Raw genomic sequence first — 23,704 nt, forward strand, 5'->3', positions numbered from 1 at the left:
GCTTTGAGGGAGACGTAACACGCGGGTTCGGACGAAGGTTATGGGCGGCCAAAACCGGAGGTGGATGGGTGACGCAGAGCGTCACGAACGGCATTCCCACGCGGGAGCGTGAGGAACGATCAGCCTGACTATCGTGCGGCGCTCCGCGTCGCATGCCTTTCCGGACGCTCTGCGCCCTCTTGACGACGCAGAGCGTCGTGAACTGCATTCCCACGCTGGAGCGTAGGGAACGATAACCTCAACTATCGTGCGGCGCTCCGCGTCGCATGCCTTTCCGGACGCTCTGCGTCCTCTTGACGACGCAGAGCGTCGTGAACTGCATTCCCACGCTGGAGCGTAGGGAACGATAACCTCAACTATCGTGCGGCGCTCCGCGTCGCATGCCTTTCCGGACGCTCTGCGTCCTCTTGCGACGCAGAGCGTCGAGCACTGCACTCCCACGCTGGAGCGTGCGGAACGACCATCGCAACTATCGTGCGGCGCTCCGCGTCGCATGCCTTTCTAGAAGCTCAGCGTCATCCTTGATCTGGTCAACTGATTCCGGACACAGTTATAGAAGCTACGCCGCCATTTTTTCCTGATCCACTGGCGTGCGGTATTCGTTGTAGCTGTGCAGCCTGACCTGATTGTAGTGATGGATTACGTAACGAAGCACATCAGGGCGTGCTTCCTCCTCGTTCCGATAGCCCTTTTTCGGTATCCATTCGGACTTCAGGCTGCCGAAAAAGCGTTCCATCGGGGCATTGTCCCAGCAGTTTCCGCGACGGCTCATGCTCTGCTGCATACCGAGCGACTCAAGTTTAGTGCGGAACATCTCGCTACTGTACTGGCAGCCTTGGTCGGAGTGAAACATGACCTTGTGTGGCTTTCCTCGAGCTTCATGAGCCAATGCCAGCGCCTTGCAAGTCAACGTTGAGTCTGGTGTGCTGGAAATCGCCCAACCCACTATCCGCCTGGCGTACAGGTCAAGCACAGCCGCCAGATATACCCAGTGCGTACCAGCCCAGATATACGTTATATCTCCGCACCAGACCTGATTGGGGGCTGATACTTCAAATTGGCGTTCCAGCAAATTCTCGGCGAATCGGGATTGCACGACGCTATGCCGATAAGGCCTCGGTCGACGCTGACAGCTTTGCAAACCCGCCTCGGCCATCAGACGACCAGCCAAAAACCTGCCAACCTGCTCACCCCGGGCTTTCAAGGCCGCTGACAAACTGCGAGCTCCCATTGATCGGCGACTTTGAGTGTGCAATTGAATCGCCTCGACCTTGAGCCGTTCTCTGTCGGGATCAACTCGATCCCGCTGCTTCAGATAGTCGTAATACCGGCTGCGGTTCATTCCAAACACACGGCACAAGTCAGTCACAGTAAAACGCTCACTCAACTTCTCGATCAGAATCACCGATCGAGGGAATCGGACATCAAGAGAGCGGTAGCCTTTTTTAGGATTTCCTTCTCGATTTCAAGCTTGCGAATTTTGGCATGCAGAGCCTGGATCTGTTGTTGTTCAGCGGTCATGGCATTAGCCGTTTCAGGCGTTACTCCCCCGCGCTCCTGCCTTAACTGTTCAACCCAGCGGCGCAGTGCTGTTGCCCCGACACCCATAGCCTCGCAGGCCTGAGCGGTTGAATAATTGGCATCAAGAACAAGGCGGGCAGCCTCAAGTCTGAACTCGGTTGGAAACTGACGTTTTGACATAGGACACCTCATCGTTGAGCGGTAGGGTACCGCTCCTTTGGGTGTGTCCGGAATGATTAGGCCACATCACCTGGCGACGCAGAGCGTCGTGAACTGCATTCCCACGCGGGAGCGTAGGGAACGATAACCTCAACTATCGTGCGGCGCTCCGCGTCGCATGCCTTTCCGGACGCTCTGCGTCCTCTTGACGACGCAGAGCGTCGTGAACTGCATTCACACGCGGGAGCGTGAGGAACGATAGCCTGAATCGGGGATCTGTCAGCTCCCCGCCACCATCATGCGCTCGATCAGTACCGAGCCGGTGCGGATGTTGCTGCGCAGCTCAAGATCGCTGCCAACGGCGACGATCTGCTTGAACATGTCGCGCATGTTGCCGGCAATGGTCACTTCCTGAACCGGGAACTGAATCTCGCCGTTCTCGACCCAGAAGCCTGCCGCGCCGCGTGAATAGTCGCCGGTGACCATGTTCAGACCGCTGCCCATCAATTCGGTCACCAGCAGGCCACGTCCCATACGCCGGATCAGCGCAGCCTGGTCGTCCGAGCCATGGCTAACGAACAGGTTGTGCACACCGCCCGCGTTGGCGGTGCTCGGCATGCCCAGCTTGCGGCCGGAATACGTGCTCAACACATAGGAAACCAGATCGCCACCTGCCACGAACGGTTTGGCGAAGGTCGCCAGACCATCGCTGTCGAACGCTGAGCTGCCCATCGCATGCCTGAGGTGCGGGCGCTCATCGATGGTCATCCACTCAGGAAACAGGCGCTCACCCAGCGCGCCTTCGAGGAACGACGACTTGCGATACAGGGTTCCCCCGGAAATGGCGCCGAGAAAGCTGCCGAACAGGCCGCCTGCCAGCTCTGCAGCAAACAGCACCGGCACTTCACAGGTCGGCACAGGACGCGCGCCCAGACGGCTCGCTGCACGCAACGCCGCCTTGCGACCAATGCTCTGCGCATCGGCCAGCAGCTCGCCCTGGCGGTTGACGTCATACCAGTAATCGCGCTGCATCTGACCTTCGCCCTCGGCGATCATCACACAGCTGAGGCTGTGCCGCGTTGACGCATAGCCACCGATGAAGCCATTGCTGTTGCCGTACACACGGCAGCCCTGATGGGTATTGAGCGTGGTGCCGTCGGCATTCTTGATGCGGCTGTCGGCATCGAAGGCCGCCGCTTCGCAGAGCAGCGCTTTCTCGATGGCCTGCTCGGGCGTGATGTCCCAGGTGTGATAAAGGTCAAAATCCATAACCTCTTTGGCCATCAGCGCAGCGTCGGCCAGCCCGGAGCTTTCATCCTCGGAGGTGTGTTCGGCAATCGCCAGTGCAGCGGCGACCGTTTCACGAATCGCATCGGCGCCGGTTGCCGACGTGCTGGCCGAGCCCTTGCGCTGTCCGACATACAGGGTGATACCAAAGCCCTGATCGCGGTTGAACTCGACGGTTTCGACTTCACGCTGACGGACCGAGGTCGACAGCCCCTGATCCACCGACACGGCGACTTCGCAGGCGCTGGCGCCCTGACGCCGGGCTTCGGCGATGATCTGCTCGACCTGTTCCTGCAGCTCGGGCAAGGCTTGTGGGCCGACGCTTTGGGTTGCACTCATGACTTTCTCCATCAAATTCTTCTTTCAGCACAGGCCGAATACCGACCGGGCCGGACAAGCGGCCCATGACTGGTTATCATGGCGGCGTTTCTTTGCGGACTGCCCCCATGGTTGATTCTTACGACGACTCCCTCGACGGAGAGAAAAGCAAAACCCAGGTCAAACGAGAGCTGCATGCTCTGGTCGACCTCGGCGAGCGACTGACAACACTCAAAGCCGATGTGCTGGCCAAGCTGCCGCTGACCGACGCTTTGCGCAAGGCCCTGGCCGAAGCGCCCAAGCACACGGCGAACATCGCGCGAAAGCGGCACATTCTGTTCATCGGCAAGCTGATGCGCGATCAGGACCAGGAAGCCATTCTGGTGTTGCTGGACCAACTCGATGCCTCCACTCGCCAATACAATGAACGTTTCCACAATCTGGAGCGCTGGCGTGATCGCCTGATCGCGGGCGATGACGCCGACCTCGAGAAGTTCGTTGTCGAATACCCCGATGCCGACCGTCAGCAGCTGCGTTCGCTGATCCGTCAGGCGCAACACGAAGTTGCACGCAACAAACCGCCGGCTACCAGCCGCAAAATCTTCAAATACATCCGTGAGCTGGACGAACTTCAACGCGGTCTGCGTTGACTTCGCCCTCGGGGCCGGCGGCAGCAAGCAGCCGGCCCCGACTCACTTTCAGCTACCGGTGCCACCCACGGTAATCGCGTCGATTTTCAGCGTAGGCTGACCCACACCGACCGGCAGCGACTGGCCATCTTTCCCGCATGTGCCGACGCCACTGTCCAGCGACAGATCGTTACCCACCATCGATACCCTGCTCATGGCTTCCGGCCCGTTACCGATCAAGGTCGCGCCTTTGACCGGCGCAGTGATCTTGCCGTCTTCGATCAAATAGGCCTCACTGGTCGAAAACACGAACTTGCCGCTGGTGATATCCACCTGACCACCGCCCAGGTTGGCGCAATAGATGCCGCGCTTTACTGAGGCGATGATTTCCTGCGGATCGCTCTGCCCGCCCAGCATGTAGGTGTTGGTCATGCGCGGCATCGGCAGGTGGGCATAGGACTCGCGACGGCCGTTGCCGGTGCGCGCCACACCCATCAGGCGCGCATTGAGTTTGTCCTGCATGTAGCCCTTGAGTACGCCGTTCTCGATCAGCGTAGTGCATTCGGTCGGTGTGCCTTCGTCATCGACGCTCAGCGAGCCACGACGCCCCGCCAGGGTGCCGTCGTCGACGATGGTGCAGAGTTTCGACGCAACCATCTCGCCCATGCGCCCGCTGTAGGCCGAGCTGCCCTTGCGGTTGAAGTCACCCTCAAGGCCGTGACCGACCGCTTCGTGCAGCAGCACACCGGACCAGCCGGAGCCGAGTACCACCGGCAAGGTGCCTGCCGGTGCAGGAATCGCTTCCAGGTTGACCAGTGCCTGACGCAGGGCCTCACGGGCGTAACCCATGGCGCGATCGTCGGTCAGGAAATAACGGTAGTCGGTACGCCCGCCGCCACCATGCCCGCCCCGCTCGCGGCGGCCATTCTGCTCGACGATGACACTGACGTTGAAACGCACCAGCGGGCGCACATCGGCGGCCAGGCTGCCATCTGCGGCGGCCACCAGGATGCGCTCCCAGACGCCGGCCATGCTCACCGAAACCTGCTGGATACGCGAGTCAAGCGCACGCGTCGCAACGTCGATGCGCTTGAGCAACTCGACTTTCTCGGCGCGGCTCAGTACTTCCAGGGGGTTATCCGGGGCATACAACTGTGCCACGTCCTGCGAGGTGAAAGCCTGCACGCGACCATTCTGGCCTGCGCGGGAAATAGAACGCGCGGCCTGTGCGGCGGTGCGCAGGGCCTCGGCGGTGATCGCGTTGCTGTACGCAAAGCCGGTTTTCTCACCCGACTGGGCACGCACGCCAACGCCTTGATCGAGATTGAAACTGCCTTCCTTGACGATCCCGTCTTCGAGCGACCAGGACTCGGAGATCATGCCCTGAAAATACAGATCGGCCGCGTCGATGCCTGGTCCGGCCAGATCGCCCAGCACGGACTGCAGGCTGTCGAGGTTCAGGCCGCCGGGTGCCAGAAGGTGTTCGCTGACTGAGGACAGATCACTCATATTCACTCCGAAGCAGGCCGCATGGCGTCCTGCGAAAAAAAGCGCCGGTGACTGGACACCGGCATCCGCGCCCGTATGGACGCCTGTTCTTCACTGTCACGTGTGCCCAGCAGTACCGCTTCACCCTGTGCCTGCTCGGCCAGTACGCGGCCCCATGGATCAACGATGGCCGCGTGTCCGTAAGTCTCGCGAGGTCCCGGATGGACCCCGCCCTGTGCCGCCGCCAGCACGTAACACTGGGTTTCGATGGCACGCGCGCGGATCAGAATGTCCCAGTGCGCGGCCCCCGTTACCGCAGTGAAGGCTGACGGCGCGGTAATCAGTTCAGCACCGGCTTCACGCAGCGCGGTGTACAGTTCGGGAAAGCGCAGGTCATAACAGACGGTCAGCCCCAGACGCCCCACCGGCGTGTCGGCCACCACCACCCTGCTCCCATGAGCATAGTCATCCGATTCACGATAGCGGCCACGGTTGTCAGCGACATCCACATCGAACAGATGCAGTTTGTCATAACGGGCCACCTGCTCACCGTGCTCATCGATCAACAGCGAACACGCCGTCACCTTGCCATCCGGCCGCTCATCCGGCGGCAGTGGCAAGGTTCCGGTAACAATCCATAACTTGAGGTCGCGAGCGGCCAGTTTCAACCATGGCAGGATCGGTCCGTGCCCCTGAGCCTCGGCACGCCCGATATCGGCGACGTCACGGCGCCCCATCGCGACGAAGTTTTCGGGCAGTACCGCCAGCCGCGCGCCACCGTCGGCAGCCTGTTCCAGCAGACGTCGGGCGCTGGCCAGATTGGCCAGGACATCGCTTTGGCTGACCATCTGAATCACCGCGAAGGACATGGCAACCCGCTCCTGAATGAGATGGCCACCACTGTACTCCATGAGACGCTATTGGGGCTTTTCAAATGGCTTGTCGAAGGTGATCTTCGGCTCTTTCCAGGGCCCTTCGACCTTGTATTGCACGCTGGCGAAACGCGCAACCCGGTCGCCCAGCAGCTTGTCGACCAGAAACAGCGCCCCGCCAATGGCCGGCGCGCCGACAATCAGTGCAGCAATAGGCAGGTTATTGGTGACCGGCAAGGTCACCAGCAGCTTCGCATCGACACGATCGCGGACCATGTCCAGCGTACCGTTGAGCTCCAGATTGCTCGACGGCCCGGTCAGGGTGATCGGGTTGCGCGTCACATAGACACCGTCGCTGGCGACCAACAGCCCTTTGACCCGGTCGTAGCTCAGGCCTTTGCCCAATAGGTCGGAGAAGTCCAGACGCAGACGCCGGCCGATGGAGTTGAAATTCAACAGCCCGAACACCCGCAATGCCTGAGCACCGCCCTCGACTTCGACGAACTGGCCTCTGTTCAACGTGGCATCCAGACTGCCGGAATAGCGCTTCAGACCAACCCAGGCAGGCGAACCCGGCCAGCGCCCGTCCACGTTCATCTCGAAGCGTTCACTGGTAACAGTGGGTGCGAAGTTCCACGCCTTGAGCACATCCGCGAGGTTCTTGCCCGCCAGACGGCCTTTGAACGAACTGCTGCTGGCCCCGGGCGTACCCTCCCAGGTAGCGTCACCCTCCAGCAGAATACCTTTGAGCCCCAGGCTCATGTCCGACATGCGCATGCCGGCAGGCGTCGGCCGGGTTTTCAATGCCCAGGCCCCGAGCAACTGATCGCCCTGAAACAGCTGGGAGATCTTCACGTCCAGCGCAGGGATATTGTGCGGGTCGATATCCGCCAGAGGATCAGGCGCGTTTTCCACAACGGTCGCTGTCGGATCTGATGCAGGCAGTCGAACGTAGAGCATGTTGACGCCGATCGGTGCAGACTTGGCGTCGGGCAGCGTTGCCGTGCCTTTGGCCATTGCGCTGTCCAGCGACAGGGCCCAGGCTGCCGAGTTGCGCTGCAACTGGACACGCACGTCATTGAGTGTGGTGCCCATCGCGGTCAGCTTGCCGATCTGCAGATCAACGCTGTTAAGCAGTTGTTTTGCGTTGCCGCCCGGATCATTCCCGATGTAGCGAGCGGCCAGTTCCTGCCAGGGCGCGATGTCCAGTTCGGACAACTCCCCACGGATCCGCAAGCCCTTGGCGTCCGGCACGATCGCCCCGCCGCGCCCCAGATAAAGCTCGCCACGACCTTCGGCAAACTTGCCATTCGGTGCTGCGAACGCAAAGTTGGCCTGATCGTTATAGGCCGCGCCGAGCCTGCGCTCCGCGCCTTGCAGGGTCATGCGGAATTCGCTGGGACGCTCCTGCTCGGCGGTCTTGCCAAACGGTGCGGGCAAATCGATCGCCACGCCCTTGAGCGTGGAGTTGATTACCAGCGGGCTGTCCTTGCTGTCCAGAATCAGCTGCAACTGATACGGCAAGTCGCCGGAGACCGGCAGCGGTTGGGTCACGTTCAGCCAGTCGGTGAGCCGCTTCACGGTGATTTGTCCGTTCGCCATAATGCGCGTCACGTTGTCACCAGGCTTGCCCTCGGCGGCGATCTCTGCGGTCACAGGGCGATCGAATGCCTGGGCCTTGATGCCCTTGCCACTCAGCCCGCTGGAGCTGTCAAAACGGAAGTCGCCTTTCAGGCGAGTCAGCTCCAGCACCGGGTCGGCCAGTTTCAAGCGCGCATTGTCGGTGCTGAAGTCCACCACGACCTTTGGCTCGACGCCCTTGGCCAGCGGGATATCCAGCTTCAGCTTACCGTCCAGCGGGCCCTCGCCCTGCCATCCGGCAAACGTGCTGCCCGTACCGATGGGCGCCTGCTGGAGAATCTTCAGGCCGTCGATCAGGTTTCCGGAGAAATTACCGTCCACCAGCAGGTGACTGTCCTGACCTGACGGCACATGGGGAATATTGACCAGCACGTTGCTGACCTTGGTATCCAGCAACTGGCCTTTGCTCGCCTTGACACGTACACCGCTGTTTTCGACGTAGACCTTGCCATCCACTCCGGTCAGCGACGGCCAGCCCGGCTGGAACGCCAGCGTTGCGTTGCTGACGTCGAAGAACAGGCTGATGACACGCGCCGTATCGGGCGAGTTCTTGTTCAGCGACCCTTGATACTGGAAGAAACCCTGCTTGACCGCGCCACTGACCACGGCGGTGCGCAACCAGTGATCAAGCTCCGGACTGAGCGCGGTCGGCAGGTACTTGCTGGTGTAACGGCCGTCGCCGTCGACCATACCGACCCGCAGGTCCATGTAGTCTTCCTGATCATGATTGAGATGAATCTTGATCAGAAAGTCCGCCGCAATTTTGCCTTCGTCGCCGAGCACCTTGATGTACGGGGCAATCAGCGTGAACGCCTGGTCATCCAGTTTCCAGGTCAGACGGGCATTGGCCTTCCGGTAACGCCAGGGTTTGGCGAAGATCGGGTCCAGGTGCAGCATGAAGTCATCGGTGTCGAGGCGCAGCTCGCCCTGCCCCAGATCACCGCTGATGGCACCGGTGACGTTTCCGGCCGCCGGCGCCCCGCGATACGCGTTGAAACCGACCTTGTCCAGATTGGCGGCAAAGCTCAGGCGCTGGTCACCGATTGCCTGTGGCCGGTAGTCGAGCAGTACGTTACGCAGCCCGCCTGTCACCTTGAGGCCGTCGACCACTGCCATGGCCTTGTCAGGCAGGGGCGCGAGCGAGTCGATCAGCGGCGTGACGGGGGTCAGGTCCAGACGATCCGCCTGCACGTGCCAGAGCTCTTCGCTGTCAGGCGTCGCGGCGGTTTGCGTCAGTTGCACACGGCTTTCCCAACGCGCGTCGCCAAGGCTCATCGCCAGTGAATCGAGGTTCAGGTCGAAACCTGTTTCAGTGCGTGCAAACCATGCGTTCAGCGCAAGGTTATTGATCGTCGACGGTTTGCGACCGGCATAAACGCCTTTGACCTGTGGTGCATTGAGGCGCGTGGTCGCGCTTTGCACGGTGCCCTTGCCCCAACTCAACCAGACCTCGCCGCCGGCCTGCAGCTTCGCCAGCGTCCATTCGCGCGTAAGGCTTTTCGGCAGCCACCTGGCCCAGTCGCTTTGCGGCAGGCTGGCGTAGATATCGGCCTCGCCGTCCTTCCACTGACTGGCCTGGATGCGCGAGCGCACGTTCAGCGCGACCGGCTGACCATCCGGCAGAGTCAGGCGTGCGTCAAGTCGCTGGGCATAGCTGCCGGTGTCCAGGCTGAGGTTTACATAGGTGAGGGTCAGCGGCGCAGCGTCAAACGGTTGCACCGTGACCTGGCTGTCGAGCAACGACACATGCGCGACCATCTGCATCTGCTTGAGCGCCTGCTCGGGATCGAACGGGCTGTCGTTGTGCACCGGCAAGCCCTGAATCGACCACGCGCCGTCCTTGTCCTGCCTGAGGCTGAACTGCAGGCCGTCCACTTCAAGATGAGCGATGCGCACGTCACGCGCCAGCAGGCTTTCCCAAAGGTCGGGAACCACCCTTACGCGATCCAGACGCAGAGCACTGGCACCCTCGCCGACCATCACGTCGTGGGCCAGCAGTACCGGGGCAAAGCGGCTCCAGCTACCTTCCAGACTGCCGATGCTCAGCGGTATGCCCAGCGCGCTGCTGGCACGGGTTTCCACATCGACACGGTATTCGGCAACCAGCGGCGTCAACTGACGGCCGAGGCTCACGTACAGCGCCGCAAGCACCAGAATCAGTGCGCACAGGCTCAGCCCCCAGCGGGTCAGGGTTGCGACGAGGCGAGGAAGACGTCCCATCTCAGGAGGTCCTCCACTGCGGGATGCAAGGAGCAGAATCGGCGAACGGATTCCGGCTCAGGTGTGCAGGTGCGGTCAGGTACAGGTTTTGCTCATTTGCCACGCATCATTCTCGATAAAACGGCATACCTGCCAGAAACCCGTAGGGCACTTGTCATAGATTTCAAACGATCAGCACCCTCAGAGCAGCACCACGTCGTATTGTTCCTGCGAGTACATGGTTTCTACCTGAAAACGGATAGTGCGGCCAATAAAGCTCTCCAGTTCAGCCACGTTGCCGGACTCCTCGTCGAGCAGACGATCCACCACGCGCTGATTGGCCAGAACCCGATAGCCGACTGCCTGATAGGCCCTGGCCTCGCGCAGGATTTCCCGGAAGATTTCATAGCAGATGGTCTCGGGGGTCTTCAGCTTGCCCCGCCCTGCGCAGCAATGACACGGTTCGCACAGCACCTGTTCGAGACTTTCGCGGGTGCGCTTGCGGGTCATCTGCACCAGACCCAGCTCGGTGATGCCGATGATGTTGGTCTTGGCGTGATCGCGTTCCAGCTGTTTCTCCAGCGTGCGCAGCACCTGACGCTGGTGTTCACCGTCTTCCATGTCGATGAAATCGATGATGATGATGCCGCCCAGATTGCGCAGGCGCAGCTGCCGGGCGATGGCCGTGGCAGCTTCCAGATTGGTCTTGAAGATGGTTTCTTCGAGGTTGCGATGCCCTACGAACGCGCCGGTGTTGACGTCGATGGTGCTCATCGCTTCGGCTGGATCGATTACCAGATAGCCGCCCGACTTGAGCGGCACCTTGCGCTCGAGGGCCTTCTGGATTTCGTCCTCGACCCCATAGAGGTCGAAGATCGGGCGCTCGCCCGGATAGTGCTCGAGCCTGTCGGCGATTTCCGGCATCAGCTCGGCGACGAACTGGGTGGTTTTCTGAAAGGTTTCCCGCGAGTCGATGCGGATCTTCTCGATACGCGGGCTGACCAGATCGCGCAAGGTGCGCAGCGCCAGGCCCAGGTCTTCGTAAATCACCGTGGGCGGGCTGACCGTCTTGATCTGCTCGCCGATCTGATCCCAGAGCCTGCGCAGATAGCGGATGTCCATGAGGATTTCATCAGCCCCGGCGCCTTCGGCAGCGGTGCGCAGAATGAAACCTCCGGCTTCCTTGATGCCTTCCTGGGCAACACAATCACTGACCACTTTCTTGAGTCGTTCGCGCTCGGCTTCGTCCTCGATTTTCAGCGAGATGCCCACATGCGCCGTGCGCGGCATGTACACCAGATAACGCGACGGAATGGAGAGTTGCGTGGTCAGCCGTGCGCCCTTGCTGCCGATCGGGTCTTTGGTGACTTGCACGACAAGGCTCTGGCCATCATGTACCAGCGACGCAATGCTCTCGACCGCCGGCCCTTCACGCATAGATATTTCCGACGCATGAATGAACGCCGCGCGATCCAGACCAATGTCGATGAACGCCGCCTGCATGCCGGGAAGCACCCGCACAACCTTGCCTTTGTAGATATTGCCGACGATGCCGCGACGCTGGGTACGCTCGACATGCACTTCTTGCAGAACCCCGTTTTCCACCACGGCCACGCGCGATTCCATCGGCGTGATGTTGATCAGAATCTCTTCACTCATGACTTGTCACCTTCCAGGCATTGCCAGCAGGGTATGCCGAAATGGCCAAGCAGTTCTGCGGTTTCGCACAGGGGCAGACCCACCACCCCAGAATAGCTGCCTTGCAGGCCCTCGACGAAAATCGCTGCCAACCCCTGGATGGCATAGCCGCCAGCCTTGTCGGCGGGCTCGCCACTGGTCCAGTAGGACTGAGCTTCATGGATTTGAATCGGGCGAAAGCGCACACGACTGGTAACAATACGGGTTTCGCTGCGTTGCCGATCACTGAGCGCGACAGCGGTCAGCACTTGATGCTCGCGCCCGGACAGGGCCATCAGCATGGCAAGAGCATCCGCTTCATCGACCGGCTTGCCGAGAATGCGTCCATCGAGCACCACCGCCGTGTCAGCGCCCATCACGCAGGCCTGTTGTTCGGCTGGCAACACGGACAGCCCGGCCTGAGCCTTGCCCAGCGCAAGACGCTCGACATAGGCAGCCGGGGTTTCATGGTCGAAGGGGGTTTCGTCGATCTGAGCGCTCAGTACGTTAAAGGGCACACCGATCTGAGTCAGAAGTTCGCGGCGGCGCGGCGAGCCAGAAGCCAGATAAAGCGAGGGCATAAGGACATCTCCGTGTCTGTGCGGGTGAGCGCGAACAACGCAGCGGGGCGTCGCGCTCACCTTGCGCTTAATTGATTTTCAAACGTTTGCGCAATCCACGCAGGCCATAACTGATCCAGGGCCACAACAGAGCGCTGACCAACGCGGGCAGCACCAGCGCCAGCGTTGGCTGACGGTTGCCGGTCAGCGCGCTGAGCCAGAGTTGCGCAAGCTGTGCCAGACCGAATACCACCAGCAGCACCAGGCATTGTTGCCACATGGGAAACATGCGCAGGCGCTGCTGCAGGGACATCACCAGAAAGGTGATCAGACTGAGGATCAGGGCGTTCTGGCCGAGCAAGGTGCCGTACAGCACATCCTCCATCAGGCCCAGTATCCACGCGGTGGTCATGCCGTATTTGTGCGGCAGCGCCAGAACCCAGAAGGTCAGCAGCAGGGCCAGCCACAGTGGCCGGAAGATTTCCATGAATTGCGGCAGCGGCGAAACGCTCAGCAGCAGACCGATCGCAAACGTCAGCCAGACCACCCAGCCATTGCGCCCGGAAACATGACTAACCATCGATAGGCTCCCGGGCAGTGGAAGGTCGTGAAGCAGGCGGCTGTGACGCCGCAGGCCGGGCAGCAGGCCTTGCCGGTGTCGCGGGCGTTGCCGCCGGTGCAGGTGCAGGTGTTGCCGATTGCGCTGCAGGCTTGTGCGTCAGCGTACTGCCCGGAAAGACCGGAACGACGGCCTGCGGCCACATAGGGAAGGCGGGTGTCGGCGGCGGCAGTGTCGCCATCACGGAGGGCTCGACGCCCTTGTCGAGGGATTCCTGTGCTTGCGCGGCATCGGCAGCGCGCTCTTCCGGCGAGCGCCCGTCGGAGAACACCAGCAACAGATAGCGACTGCGATTCAGCGCAGCGGTCGGCACTGCACGAACGATCGCAAACGGCTGGCCGGAGTCGTGAATCACTTCCTTGACCGTCGCCACCGGGTAACCGGCCGGGAAACGCTGCCCAAGGCCCGAACTGACCAGCAGGTCGCCTTCCTTGATGTCTGCGGTGTCCGCCACATGCCGAAGCTCCAGACGTTCCGGGTTACCGGTGCCGCTGGCGATGGCACGCAAACCGTTGCGGTTGACCTGCACCGGGATGCTGTGGGTGGTGTCAGTCAGCAACAAGACACGTGAGGTATAGGGCATCAACTCGACCACCTGCCCCATCAGGCCGCGCGCATCGAGCACAGGCTGGCCGAGCACCACGCCGTCGCGTTCGCCCTTGTTGATGATGATGCGATGGGTGAAGGGGTTCGGGTCCATGCCGATCAGCTCGGCGACCTCGACCTTTTCGTTGACCAGCGCCGAGGAGTTCAGCAACTCACGCAGCCGAACGTTCTGCTCGGTCAGTGCCGCCAGCTTTTGCAGGCGACCTTGCAGGAGCAGGGCTTCGGTCTTGAGTTTTTCGTTTTCGGCGATCAGCTCTGTGCGGCTGCCGAACTGACTGGCGACGCCTTGATACAGACGCTGTGGCAGGTCGACGATCCAGTAGGACTGCATGAGCACCATCGACATCTGGCTGCGCACGGGCTTGAGGATCGTAAAGCGGGCGTCGACAACCATCAACGCAACCGACAGAACGGCCAGCACCAGCAGACGTACACCCAGCGACGGGCCTTTTGAGAAAAGCGGTTTAATAGGCCGCTCCTCCGGGGCATGCGATCGTTGGATCGAACTTCGATTGGCAATTATTCATGCGGTATGTAACCGGCCTGGACAAATGAAAGAGATAGGCACCCTGTTTCGGCGTCAGCCTGAAGCATACAGGTAGCATATCCGCCACCTGCATACAAAAGACTCCGTGAAAGGCACCCCGGCGAATTATTCGCTGGAGAGCAGATCCATGGTGTGCTTATCCATCATTTCCAGCGCACGGCCACCGCCACGCGCTACACAGGTCAGCGGGTCTTCGGCGACGATCACCGGCAGACCGGTTTCCTGAGCCAGCAACTTGTCCAGATCACGCAGCAGCGCACCACCACCGGTCAGGACCAGACCACGCTCGGCGATGTCCGAGGCCAGTTCCGGAGGCGATTGCTCCAGAGCGCTCTTGACCGCCTGAACGATGGTCGCCAGCGACTCCTGCAGTGCCTCGAGCACTTCGTTGGAGTTCAGGGTGAACGCACGTGGAACGCCTTCAGCCAGGTTGCGGCCACGCACGTCGACTTCACGTACTTCACCGCCCGGATAGGCAGTACCGATTTCCTGCTTGATGCGCTCGGCAGTCGATTCGCCGATCAGGCTGCCGTAGTTGCGGCGCACATAGGTGATGATCGCTTCGTCGAAACGGTCACCGCCAACCCGGACGGATTCGGCATACACCACACCGTTCAGGGAGATCAGGGCAATTTCGGTAGTGCCGCCGCCGATGTCGACAACCATCGAACCGCGAGCTTCTTCCACCGGCAGACCGGCGCCGATTGCAGCGGCCATCGGCTCTTCGATCAGGAAGACTTCGCGTGCGCCTGCACCCAGGGCCGACTCGCGAATCGCGCGACGCTCAACCTGGGTGGATTTGCACGGAACGCAGATCAGCACACGAGGGCTGGGCTGCAGAAAGCTGTTTTCATGAACCTTGTTGATGAAGTACTGCAACATTTTTTCGCAGACGCTGAAGTCGGCGATAACGCCGTCTTTCATTGGACGAATGGCTGCGATGTTGCCTGGAGTACGGCCCAGCATGCGCTTGGCTTCGGTACCGACGGCCACGACACTCTTCTGGTTGCCGTGAGTACGAATGGCAACGACAGAGGGTTCATTCAGAACGATACCGCGCTCACGCACGTAAATAAGGGTGTTGGCAGTGCCCAGGTCGATGGATAGATCACTGGAAAACATGCCACGCAGTTTCTTGAACATGGGAAAGGGACCCTAGGGAACGCGTGGTAAAAAAAGTGCGGCAAACTCTAACAACGACAGGGATTTTGGGCAAGGAGCCAATATGCTAAATTGGCGGTTTTCCGAACACCACCCTCGACGTTAGCGGCTTGAGACAGTAATAACGCGATAGTGTTCCGCAATTGGCAACAAAGCAAATCCATAAGCATTCCACTGGAGATACCCCATGGCGCTTGAACGCTCCGACGTGGAAAAGATCGCTCATCTGGCCCGACTGGGTCTCAATGACGCCGATATCCCGCGTACCACCGAAGCACTGAACAGCATTCTTGGGCTGGTCGATCAGATGCAAGCGGTCGACACCGCTGGCATCGAGCCGCTGGCTCACCCGCTGGAAGCCACCCAGCGCCTGCGCGAAGACGCCGTCACCGAGCGAAATCGCCGTGACACTTACCAAGCCATCGCACCAGCGGTCCAAGACGGCCTCTATCTGGTTCCGAAAGTCATCGAGTAAGGGAAAGCGCCTGCATGCACCAAATGACTCTGGCCGAGATCGCTCGCGGACTCGCCGATAAAAAGTTTTCTTCCGAAGAGCTGACTCGTGTTCTGCTGTCGCGCATCGCGACGCTCGACCCGCAGCTCAACAGCTTCATCAGCCTCACCGAAGACCTGGCCATCACCCAGGCGCAGGCGGCAGACGCGCGCCGTGCCGCCGGTGAAAACGGCCCGTTGCTCGGTGCTCCGCTGGCCCACAAGGACCTGTTCTGCACCCAGGGCATCCGCACCAGTTGCGGCTCGCTGATGCTCGACAATTTCAAGGCACCCTACGACGCCACGGTCGTGTCGCGTCTGGCATCGGCCGGCACAGTGACGCTGGGCAAGACCAACATGGACGAATTCGCCATGGGTTCGGCCAACGAATCCAGCCATTACGGCGCGGTGAAAAACCCGTGGAACCTGGAATGCGTCCCTGGTGGCTCTTCGGGTGGTTCGGCAGCCGCGGTCGCTGCACGCCTGTTGCCTGCCGCAACCGGCACCGACACCGGCGGCTCGATTCGCCAGCCTGCAGCACTGACCAACCTCACGGGCCTCAAGCCGACCTACGGCCGCGTATCGCGCTGGGGCATGATTGCCTACGCGTCCAGCCTCGATCAGGCGGGGCCGATGGCACGCACGGCCGAAGACTGTGCGCTGCTGCTGCAAGGCATGGCCGGTTTCGACCCGCAGGACTCCACCAGCATCGACGAACCGGTTCCGGACTACTCCGCCAGCCTCAATACCTCGCTCAAGGGCCTGCGTATCGGTGTGCCGAAAGAGTATTTCAGCGCAGGCCTTGACCCGCGCATCGCGCAACTGGTGCATGAAAGCGTCAAGGAGCTGGAAAAACTCGGCGCGATCGTCAAGGAAGTCAGCCTGCCGAACCTGCAACACGCGATCCCGGCCTACTACGTCATCGCCCCGGCTGAAGCCTCGTCCAACCTGTCGCGTTTCGACGGTGTGCGTTTCGGCTACCGCTGCGAAGACCCGAAAGACCTGACCGACCTGTACAAGCGCTCGCGCGCCGAAGGCTTCGGCCCGGAAGTGCAGCGACGCATCATGGTCGGCGCCTACGCGCTGTCGGCGGGTTACTACGACGCCTACTACCTGCAGGCGCAGAAAATCCGTCGCCTGATCAAGAACGATTTCATGAACGCGTTCGCCGATGTCGACGTGATTCTCGGTCCGACCACGCCCAACCCGGCCTGGAAAATCGGCGCCAAGACCCACGACCCGATTGCCGAATACCTGGAAGACTTCTACACCATCACCGCCAACCTGGCGGGCCTGCCCGGCTTGTCCATGCCTGCGGGCTTCGTCGACGGCCTGCCGGTCGGCGTGCAGCTGCTCGCTCCGTATTTCCAGGAAGGCCGCCTCTTGAATGTGGCGCATCAGTATCAGCAAGTCACCGACTGGCACACTCGCGCACCTGAAGGCTTCTGAGGAGAAACACATGCAATGGGAAGTCGTCATCGGGCTGGAGATTCATACCCAGCTTTCGACCCAATCAAAGATTTTTTCCGGTAGCGCGACCACGTTCGGCTCCGAGCCCAACACGCAGGCCAGCCTCGTCGACCTGGGCATGCCCGGCGTATTGCCGGTGCTGAACAAGGAAGCCGTGCGCATGGCCGTCAAGTTCGGCCTGGCCGTCAACGCCGAAATCGGCCAGCACAACGTGTTTGCCCGCAAGAACTACTTCTACCCGGACCTGCCCAAGGGCTATCAGATCAGCCAGATGGAGCTGCCGATTGTCGGCAAGGGCCACCTGGACATCCCCCTTGAAGACGGCACCGTCAAGCGCATCGGCATCACCCGTGCGCACCTGGAAGAGGACGCGGGCAAGAGCCTGCACGAAGACTTCCAGGGCATGACCGGTATCGACCTGAACCGTGCCGGCACCCCGTTGCTGGAGATCGTTTCCGAGCCGGACATGCGCAACGCCAAGGAAGCCGTGGCTTACGTCAAGGCCATCCATGCGATTGTCCGCTACCTGGGCATCTGTGACGGCAACATGGCCGAAGGTTCGCTGCGCTGCGACTGCAACGTATCGATTCGCCCCAAGGGTCAGGTCGAGTTCGGCACGCGTTGCGAGATCAAGAACGTCAACTCGTTCCGCTTCATCGAAAAAGCGATCAACAGCGAGATTCAGCGCCAGATCGACCTGATCGAAGACGGTGGCAAGGTTATCCAGCAGACACGCCTGTATGACCCGAACACCAACGAAACCCGCGCCATGCGCAGCAAGGAGGAAGCCAACGACTACCGTTACTTCCCCGACCCGGATCTGTTGCCGGTGATCATCGAGGACTCGTTCCTCGAAGAAACCCGCGCCACCTTGCCGGAGCTGCCACCGCAGAAACGCGAACGCTTCCAGAGCCAGTTCGGTCTGTCGACCTACGACGCCAGCGTACTGGCTTCTAGCCGCGAGCAGGCTGATTACTTCGAACAGGTGGTGAGCATCAGTGGTGACGCCAAACTGGCAGCCAACTGGGTCATGGTCGAGCTGGGCAGCCTGCTCAACAAGCAGGGCCTGGAAATCGACCAGTCGCCGGTCAGTGCCGAGCAGTTGGGCGGCATGCTCAAGCGCATCACCGACAACACCATTTCCGGCAAGATCGCGAAAATGGTCTTCGAGGCGATGGCCAATGGTGAAGGCAGCGCCGATGAAGTCATCGAAAAGCGCGGCCTGAAGCAGGTCACCGACAGCGGCGCCATCGAATCGATGCTCGACGAGGTACTGGCAGCCAACGCGGAACAGGTCGAACAGTATCGCGCCGCCGATGAAGCCAAGCGCGGCAAGATGTTCGGCTTCTTCGTCGGTCAGGCGATGAAAGCCTCCAAAGGCAAGGCCAACCCGCAGCAGGTCAACGAACTGCTGAAGGCCAAGCTGGAGGGCTGATCCTCGTCACTCTCGTTCCCACGCTATGCGATCAGCGTTATACACGAGTCTTGTGGGAGCGAGCTTGCTCGCGAATAGGCCGGTACAGCCTCTAGAGACAGGGCGTTTGGACCAAGGTCTTCGTGAGCAAGCTCACTCCCACAGAGGTCTTTATTCACATCGCGATTAGGGTCAAAGACCCCGCCTTCTGGGCTCTTCATGACTTGTGTATAACGATGAGCGCTCTGCGTGGGAATGCAGTTCTGGACGCTCTGCGTCCGCTGTCGAGTACGCACTGCAACACCGAGTTGCGACGCGGAGCGTCACGAAATGCATGCCAGCATGGAGGATTGGCACGAGCGTCAACCACAACTACTCCGGCACTCAGGAACCCACCCCATGCGCCGCCTTATTTTTACCTGCAGCCTGCTGACCTTACTGGCAGGGTGCGCCAATCACATCATCGACCCCCATGGTTATGACGAGACCGGCACCGCCGCCTATTACGGCGCCCGCCATCACGGCAACCGCACTGCCAGCGGCGAGCCGTTCAATCAGAACGCGCTGACCGCTGCACATCGCCAACTGCCCTTCGGCACGCGCGTCAAGGTCACCAACCTCGACAACGACAGGTCGGTAGTCGTGCGCGTCAACGATCGCGGCCCTCACACCCGTGGTCGTCTGATCGATGTCTCTCGCGAAGCGGCCGAACAACTGGGTATGCTGCGCAGCGGGACAGCGCCAGTCCGTGTGCAGGCCCTGGATTAAACCCAACCCCCGATCACCGCCAACAAGGACACTCGTATTCTCCAGCTATCGGCCCTGCCCGCCCCCGCGCTTATCCAGATGCTCAGTGGCTTGCTATTGCTGCTGATCGGGGCAGAACTGTCAGTGCGTACAGCGGTGCATCTGGCAGCGATTTTCAAGGTCCGGCCACTGATCGTCGGCCTGACCGTCGTGGCAATGGGCACCAGCGCGCCGCAGATGGCAGTAAGCCTGCAAGCCGCGTTTGCCGATAACACCGACATCGCGGTGGGCAGTGTCATCGGCGGTAACATTTTCAATGTGCTGGTGATCCTTGGCCTGTGCGCACTGATCATTCCTTTACGCGTTGCCCGTCAGGTGTTGCACGTCGACATTCCGCTGATGATCGGTGCCTGCGTGCTGGCTATCGGCCTGTCGTGGAGCGGCGAATTCAGCAAGCTTGACGGCGCACTGCTGCTCGCCGGGTTGCTGTTCTGCCTGATCGTCATCATCCGTCAGGGCGGTCATGCGCCGCGTCACGGACATGCCGAGACAACCGCAAAACCTCGTACCTTCACGCGTATCCTCATGCTTGCCACTGGCTTGCTGCTGTTGACCGCTGGCGGACACCTGCTGGTCGACGCGTCAGTGGTGATTGCCATCCATCTTGGGCTGTCCGAACGCATCGTCGGCCTGACCATCATTGCCATCGGCACATCACTGCCAGCACTGATGACCTCGCTCATCGCAGCGTTTCGTGGTGAGCGCGATATTGCCGTGGGCAACGTGATCGGCAGCAACCTGTTCAATCTGCTGGGCGTGCTGGGGCTGACCGCACTGGTCGCCCCGGTGCCGCTGACGATCTCGCCAAATGCACTGGTGTTCGACCTGCCGATCATGCTCGGCGTGTCGCTGCTGTGCGTGCCGCTGTTCTATTCCGGTTACCGGATAGACCGCCTGGAAGGTCTGTTTCTGCTGTCGTTGTACCTGACCTACGGGCTGCATATCCTGTCGATCAGCACCGGTATGGCGCTGGCTGAACGGCTTGAAAGCAAAATGCTCACGCTGGTGTTACCTGTGCTGGGCGCTGTGGTTGTCTGGGGCACGATCCGCGCCTGGCGACGCCAGCACTGACCTCCACCCCGCATCGATACAAGGAGCAAGGCCATGACAGACAAGACGATCAGTGACGGCGAACAGATCCGTCGCCAGGTGATGGGCGATGTCTACGTCGACCGCGCGCTGGGCAATGCCACCGAGTTCAGCCAGCCACTGCAGGATTTCGTCAACGAGCACGCCTGGGGCAGCGTCTGGAGTCGCGAGGGCCTGCCATTGAAAACCCGCAGCCTGATCACCCTGGCCACTCTCACCGCCCTGAAATGCCCGCAAGAACTGAAGGGCCACGTTCGTGGCGCACTGAACAATGGCTGCACGGTCGAGGAGATTCGCGAAGCGCTGCTGCACTGCGCGGTGTACGCCGGCGTGCCAGCGGCCATCGACGCGTTTCGTGCGGCGCAGGAAGTGATCGACAGCTACGTCAAAGCGGATTAGATCCAGCCGCCCCATTGCAGGATGAAAATCCCCACGTTGGTCGTGACCGCGGCAGCCAGCGTGGTGATGACAATGATCGCGGCAGCCAGCTCGTAGTTGCCGTTGGCCGTGCGCGCCATGATGTAGCTGGCAGCCGCCGTCGGGCTGCCGAAATACAGGAACAGAATCCCCAGTTCAGCGCCGCGAAAACCGGCCAGCCAGGCGGCCAGCGTGCATAGCACTGGCAGCGTGATCATTTTCATGACGCTGGCACTGACAGCCAGTTTCCCACTCTTGCGCAACGAGGCCAGCGACAATGTGCCACCGATGCAGATCAGTGCCAGCGGCAGAGTCATCTGGGCCAGGTAGCTGCCGGAGGTTTCCAGCCATTTGGGCAGGCCGATGGCAAAGTAAGCGAAGGGTGAGGCGATGATCACGCTGATGATCAGCGGGTTGGCCAGCACGCTTTTGAAGATGCTCCAGGGATCGGACTTGATCACCGGGCTGTAAACCGCCAGTACCACCGTCGATAACGTGTTGTAGAAGACGATGACCAGCGCGGCGAGAATCGCGCCCAGTGAAATGCCATCAGGCCCGTACATGCTGGCCGCCAGGGCCAGACCGATGACCCCGTTATTGCCACGAAACGCGCCCTGGACGTAGATCCCGCGCTCTTCGTGCGGGCAACGCCAGATCGCCCAGCACCAGGCGAATGCGAAACTCAAAAGTGTGGCGATGCTGAAAAAAACCAGCAGTTTGGGCTGCAGGGCGGTGCGCAGGTCGGCGTGAATAATGCCCAGAAACAGCAGCGCAGGCATGGTGACGTTGAACACCAGCCCGGAAGCCGCAACGATGAAACCATCATTGATCGCGCCGATACGCCTGAGGAACACGCCCAGAAACAGCATGGCAAACACCGGGGCGGTGATGTTCAGGGTTTCGAGAAAAATAGCCAGCATGCAACGCATCCGGTCCCGTCGTTAGGTAGCTCATAATAGGCCACCGAGGACGAGCATGTTGCACGGAATTTCCGAAACCCTGATCACCGCGCCGCGTCTGTTGTTCATCAGACGATGCGGCTGACTTCCTTCACAGGCTGGAGCTTGCGCTCGAAGACCGAGACCCCGTCCAGATCGCGCAGCGCCACGGTCATCTCACCGGTCTGCCCGTCGATATTCACTTCGCCAAAAAACTGAAAACCCGCGAACGGCGAGGTGTTCTGCGCAGGTGGCGCTTTCTGGAACACCAGCTCGGGACCAAAGGTCTTGTCCAGCACGTTGGGACCATAGCTACCGGCGTTCAATGGCCCGGCGACGAACTCCCAGAACGGGTCGAAGTCCTGAAACACGGCCAGGTCCGGCTGGTAATGATGCGCCGCGCAGTAATGCACATCGGCCGTCAGCCAGACGCAATCGCGAATCTTCTGCGCGCGCAGGTACGCCAGCAATTCGGCGACCTCCAACTCACGCCCCAACGCCGGACCGTCATTGCCGTTGGCGATGGCCTCCCAACGCGGTACGCCGGGGCTGACCTCGCCATCCGGCACGCCCAGGCCAATGGGCATGTCGGCCGCGATGACTTTCCACTGCGCGCGCGATGCATTGAGCTCGCGCTTGAGCCAGTCCAGTTGCTCACGGCCCATGAATGCGGTGGTCGGGCCGGGTTTGTCGGCCAGGTTGGCATCGTTGCCGGCGCGGTAGCTGCGCATATCGAGGACGAAGACGTCGAGCATCGGACCGTAGGGGATCTTGCGATAAATGCGCCCGCCGTTGTCGGCTTCCTGCAAGCGCAGCGGCGCGTATTCCAGATAAGCCTGGCGGGCACGCGAGGACAGCAGGCCGATGTCCTTGACCTTGTAGCGATCATCGAGCTGTTTGCTGGGTGACCAGTTGTTGGTCACTTCGTGATCATCCCACTGCCAGATCTGCGGGACTTCGGCGTTGAAGCGGCGCAGGTTTTCATCCATCAGGTTGTAGCGGTAATTGCCCCGGTATTCGTCGAGGGTCTCCGCCACCTTGCTCTTCGCCTCGGTGGTGATGTTGCGCCAGACGCGCCCGCCCTCCGTGGTGAGCTGCTCCGGCACCGGGCTGTCGGCGTAGATGGTGTCACCGCTGTGGATAAAAAAGTCCGGCAAGCGCAAACGCATGGCTTCGTAGATACGCATGCCGCCAATATCGGGGTTGATGCCAAAGCCCTGCCCTACCGTGTCGCCGCTCCAGACGAAGCGGATGTCGCGGCGCTGCTGCGGTGTGCTGCGCAAATGACCGAACCACGGCTCACCGGCGACACCGCTCTGCGCATCCTCGAAAGACACCCGGTAGAAAATCGCCTGATCGACAGGCAGCCCGCTCAACTCGACCCGCGCGGTAAAGTCGCTACGCTGATCGGCCAGCGCCGACACCACGCGGCGTGGCTGGGTGAACATGCTGCGCGTGTCCCACTCGACGACCATGCGCGAAGGCCGGTCGCTGCGGCTCCAGACGATTGCCTTGTCGCCGAACACATCGCCGGACTGCACGCCATCCATCATCTTCGGACGATCCTGCACCGAGGCGATGACCGCCGGTGCAACACCCGGTAACAGCAGACCGGCACCTACCGTTCCGACGGCCTGGATGACACGGCGACGCTTGAGATCGAACTGGCTCACGGTTATCCCCTCGCTGACAGGCAAAAAAGCACCGTAGCAGGGGAATATTGGCGCTGTATGACAACGCAGGAGATCAAGCGCATGGCAGACGCCAAAAACCCCCGGCGCCCGGTAACTGGT

19 protein-coding genes are annotated in these 23,704 nt (G+C 61.0%); 7 read left to right on the forward strand and 12 right to left on the reverse strand.

From position 1 onward, the window contains the following. Positions 1 to 559: 559 nt before the first annotated feature. Both AC54XV_RS21840 and pmbA read right to left on the reverse strand, forming a co-directional pair. A protein-coding gene (locus tag AC54XV_RS21840; protein WP_239987110.1) for an IS3 family transposase occupies positions 560 to 1,701 on the reverse strand; the annotation gives its coding sequence in 2 pieces (ribosomal slippage) (positions 560 to 1,449 and positions 1,449 to 1,701; 1,143 coding nt in all). A 258-nt stretch (positions 1,702 to 1,959) separates the two neighbouring features. Further along, positions 1,960 to 3,306 carry a metalloprotease PmbA gene (pmbA, locus tag AC54XV_RS21845; RefSeq protein ID WP_054091375.1) on the reverse strand — a complete coding sequence of 449 codons (1,347 nt, stop codon included), beginning with the start codon at positions 3,304 to 3,306 and terminating at the stop codon, positions 1,960 to 1,962. 107 nt (positions 3,307 to 3,413) lie between these two features. On the opposite strand from pmbA, the gene yjgA reads away from it, so the two are divergent. Next, positions 3,414 to 3,935: a ribosome biogenesis factor YjgA gene (gene yjgA, locus AC54XV_RS21850; RefSeq protein ID WP_003364101.1), complete on the forward strand. Its 522-nt coding sequence runs from the start codon at positions 3,414 to 3,416 to the stop codon at positions 3,933 to 3,935. A gap of 48 nt (positions 3,936 to 3,983) precedes the next feature. Here the strand turns inward: yjgA and tldD are convergent, their stop codons facing one another. The 8 genes from tldD to mreB form a co-directional block, all read right to left on the reverse strand. Beyond that, complete coding sequence (tldD, locus tag AC54XV_RS21855; protein ID WP_003400228.1) at positions 3,984 to 5,423, reverse strand: metalloprotease TldD; 1,440 nt, start codon at positions 5,421 to 5,423, stop codon at positions 3,984 to 3,986. A gap of 2 nt (positions 5,424 to 5,425) precedes the next feature. Further along, on the reverse strand, positions 5,426 to 6,271 hold the full coding sequence (locus AC54XV_RS21860; RefSeq protein ID WP_024651012.1) for a carbon-nitrogen hydrolase family protein: 846 nt from the start codon (positions 6,269 to 6,271) through the stop codon (positions 5,426 to 5,428). 48 nt (positions 6,272 to 6,319) lie between these two features. Further along, positions 6,320 to 10,135 carry a YhdP family protein gene (locus tag AC54XV_RS21865; RefSeq protein ID WP_058399406.1) on the reverse strand — a complete coding sequence of 1,272 codons (3,816 nt, stop codon included), beginning with the start codon at positions 10,133 to 10,135 and terminating at the stop codon, positions 6,320 to 6,322. A gap of 180 nt (positions 10,136 to 10,315) precedes the next feature. Beyond that, the gene (gene rng, locus AC54XV_RS21870; protein WP_003364105.1) at positions 10,316 to 11,773 is read right to left on the reverse strand and encodes a ribonuclease G; all 1,458 of its coding nucleotides are present in this window, start codon (positions 11,771 to 11,773) and stop codon (positions 10,316 to 10,318) included. Next, positions 11,770 to 12,372: a Maf family protein gene (locus AC54XV_RS21875; RefSeq protein WP_003400222.1), complete on the reverse strand. Its 603-nt coding sequence runs from the start codon at positions 12,370 to 12,372 to the stop codon at positions 11,770 to 11,772. The genes rng and AC54XV_RS21875 overlap by 4 nt, the downstream gene beginning before the upstream one ends. A 67-nt stretch (positions 12,373 to 12,439) precedes the next feature. Continuing rightward, positions 12,440 to 12,931 (reverse strand): rod shape-determining protein MreD, encoded by a 492-nt coding sequence (gene mreD / locus AC54XV_RS21880; protein WP_003364106.1) that lies wholly within the window; start codon positions 12,929 to 12,931, stop codon positions 12,440 to 12,442. Then, positions 12,924 to 13,997, reverse strand: coding sequence for a rod shape-determining protein MreC (gene mreC, locus AC54XV_RS21885; RefSeq protein ID WP_003400219.1), 1,074 nt, complete (start codon positions 13,995 to 13,997; stop codon positions 12,924 to 12,926). Before mreC ends, mreD begins: the two co-directional genes overlap by 8 nt. Before the next feature lie 231 nt (positions 13,998 to 14,228). Continuing rightward, entirely contained in the window at positions 14,229 to 15,266 is a 1,038-nt protein-coding gene (gene mreB / locus AC54XV_RS21890; RefSeq protein WP_002555108.1) for a rod shape-determining protein MreB, read from the reverse strand. Between the two features lie 205 nt (positions 15,267 to 15,471). Here mreB and gatC point away from each other — a divergent pair, with 205 nt between their 5' ends. The 6 genes from gatC (at position 15,472) to AC54XV_RS21920 (ending at position 20,955) form a co-directional block, all read left to right on the forward strand. Next, positions 15,472 to 15,759, forward strand: coding sequence for an Asp-tRNA(Asn)/Glu-tRNA(Gln) amidotransferase subunit GatC (gatC, locus tag AC54XV_RS21895; protein ID WP_003400217.1), 288 nt, complete (start codon positions 15,472 to 15,474; stop codon positions 15,757 to 15,759). A 14-nt stretch (positions 15,760 to 15,773) separates the two neighbouring features. Further along, positions 15,774 to 17,225 carry an Asp-tRNA(Asn)/Glu-tRNA(Gln) amidotransferase subunit GatA gene (gatA, locus tag AC54XV_RS21900; RefSeq protein WP_024642665.1) on the forward strand — a complete coding sequence of 484 codons (1,452 nt, stop codon included), beginning with the start codon at positions 15,774 to 15,776 and terminating at the stop codon, positions 17,223 to 17,225. A 10-nt stretch (positions 17,226 to 17,235) separates the two neighbouring features. Next, positions 17,236 to 18,681, forward strand: a complete 1,446-nt coding sequence (gene gatB / locus AC54XV_RS21905; RefSeq protein ID WP_003313612.1) for an Asp-tRNA(Asn)/Glu-tRNA(Gln) amidotransferase subunit GatB — start codon at positions 17,236 to 17,238, stop codon at positions 18,679 to 18,681. A 378-nt stretch (positions 18,682 to 19,059) separates the two neighbouring features. Next, on the forward strand, positions 19,060 to 19,428 hold the full coding sequence (locus AC54XV_RS21910) for a septal ring lytic transglycosylase RlpA family protein (RefSeq protein ID WP_024641676.1): 369 nt from the start codon (positions 19,060 to 19,062) through the stop codon (positions 19,426 to 19,428). Positions 19,429 to 19,506: 78 nt separating this feature from the next. Continuing rightward, a complete protein-coding gene (locus AC54XV_RS21915) occupies positions 19,507 to 20,538 on the forward strand; it encodes a calcium/sodium antiporter (RefSeq protein WP_496717218.1) in 1,032 nt (343 codons plus the stop codon). A 33-nt stretch (positions 20,539 to 20,571) separates the two neighbouring features. Then, positions 20,572 to 20,955 (forward strand): carboxymuconolactone decarboxylase family protein, encoded by a 384-nt coding sequence (locus AC54XV_RS21920; protein ID WP_003400208.1) that lies wholly within the window; start codon positions 20,572 to 20,574, stop codon positions 20,953 to 20,955. Here the strand turns inward: AC54XV_RS21920 and AC54XV_RS21925 are convergent. Both AC54XV_RS21925 and AC54XV_RS21930 read right to left on the reverse strand, forming a co-directional pair. Then, positions 20,952 to 21,893: an AEC family transporter gene (locus AC54XV_RS21925; RefSeq protein WP_003400207.1), complete on the reverse strand. Its 942-nt coding sequence runs from the start codon at positions 21,891 to 21,893 to the stop codon at positions 20,952 to 20,954. The genes AC54XV_RS21920 and AC54XV_RS21925 overlap by 4 nt on opposite strands. A gap of 107 nt (positions 21,894 to 22,000) precedes the next feature. After that, positions 22,001 to 23,584: an alkaline phosphatase D family protein gene (locus tag AC54XV_RS21930; RefSeq protein ID WP_003400204.1), complete on the reverse strand. Its 1,584-nt coding sequence runs from the start codon at positions 23,582 to 23,584 to the stop codon at positions 22,001 to 22,003. Positions 23,585 to 23,704: the final 120 nt, after the last annotated feature.

Source organism: Pseudomonas fragariae (ex Marin et al. 2024), assembly GCF_059621105.1.

What these genes read in the sequence shown, in the direction of transcription:
- pmbA (WP_054091375.1), bottom strand. Translation starts at nt 3,306, where the DNA reads ATGAGTGCAACCCAAAGCGTCGGCCCACAAGCCTTGCCCGAGCTGCAG.
- yjgA (WP_003364101.1), top strand. Translation starts at nt 3,414, where the DNA reads ATGGTTGATTCTTACGACGACTCCCTCGACGGAGAGAAAAGCAAAACC.
- tldD (WP_003400228.1), bottom strand. Translation starts at nt 5,423, where the DNA reads ATGAGTGATCTGTCCTCAGTCAGCGAACACCTTCTGGCACCCGGCGGC.
- AC54XV_RS21860 (WP_024651012.1), bottom strand. Translation starts at nt 6,271, where the DNA reads ATGTCCTTCGCGGTGATTCAGATGGTCAGCCAAAGCGATGTCCTGGCC.
- AC54XV_RS21865 (WP_058399406.1), bottom strand. Translation starts at nt 10,135, where the DNA reads ATGGGACGTCTTCCTCGCCTCGTCGCAACCCTGACCCGCTGGGGGCTG.
- rng (WP_003364105.1), bottom strand. Translation starts at nt 11,773, where the DNA reads ATGAGTGAAGAGATTCTGATCAACATCACGCCGATGGAATCGCGCGTG.
- AC54XV_RS21875 (WP_003400222.1), bottom strand. Translation starts at nt 12,372, where the DNA reads ATGCCCTCGCTTTATCTGGCTTCTGGCTCGCCGCGCCGCCGCGAACTT.
- mreD (WP_003364106.1), bottom strand. Translation starts at nt 12,931, where the DNA reads ATGGTTAGTCATGTTTCCGGGCGCAATGGCTGGGTGGTCTGGCTGACG.
- mreB (WP_002555108.1), bottom strand. Translation starts at nt 15,266, where the DNA reads ATGTTCAAGAAACTGCGTGGCATGTTTTCCAGTGATCTATCCATCGAC.
- gatC (WP_003400217.1), top strand. Translation starts at nt 15,472, where the DNA reads ATGGCGCTTGAACGCTCCGACGTGGAAAAGATCGCTCATCTGGCCCGA.
- gatA (WP_024642665.1), top strand. Translation starts at nt 15,774, where the DNA reads ATGCACCAAATGACTCTGGCCGAGATCGCTCGCGGACTCGCCGATAAA.
- gatB (WP_003313612.1), top strand. Translation starts at nt 17,236, where the DNA reads ATGCAATGGGAAGTCGTCATCGGGCTGGAGATTCATACCCAGCTTTCG.
- AC54XV_RS21910 (WP_024641676.1), top strand. Translation starts at nt 19,060, where the DNA reads ATGCGCCGCCTTATTTTTACCTGCAGCCTGCTGACCTTACTGGCAGGG.
- AC54XV_RS21915 (WP_496717218.1), top strand. Translation starts at nt 19,507, where the DNA reads ATGCTCAGTGGCTTGCTATTGCTGCTGATCGGGGCAGAACTGTCAGTG.
- AC54XV_RS21920 (WP_003400208.1), top strand. Translation starts at nt 20,572, where the DNA reads ATGACAGACAAGACGATCAGTGACGGCGAACAGATCCGTCGCCAGGTG.
- AC54XV_RS21925 (WP_003400207.1), bottom strand. Translation starts at nt 21,893, where the DNA reads ATGCTGGCTATTTTTCTCGAAACCCTGAACATCACCGCCCCGGTGTTT.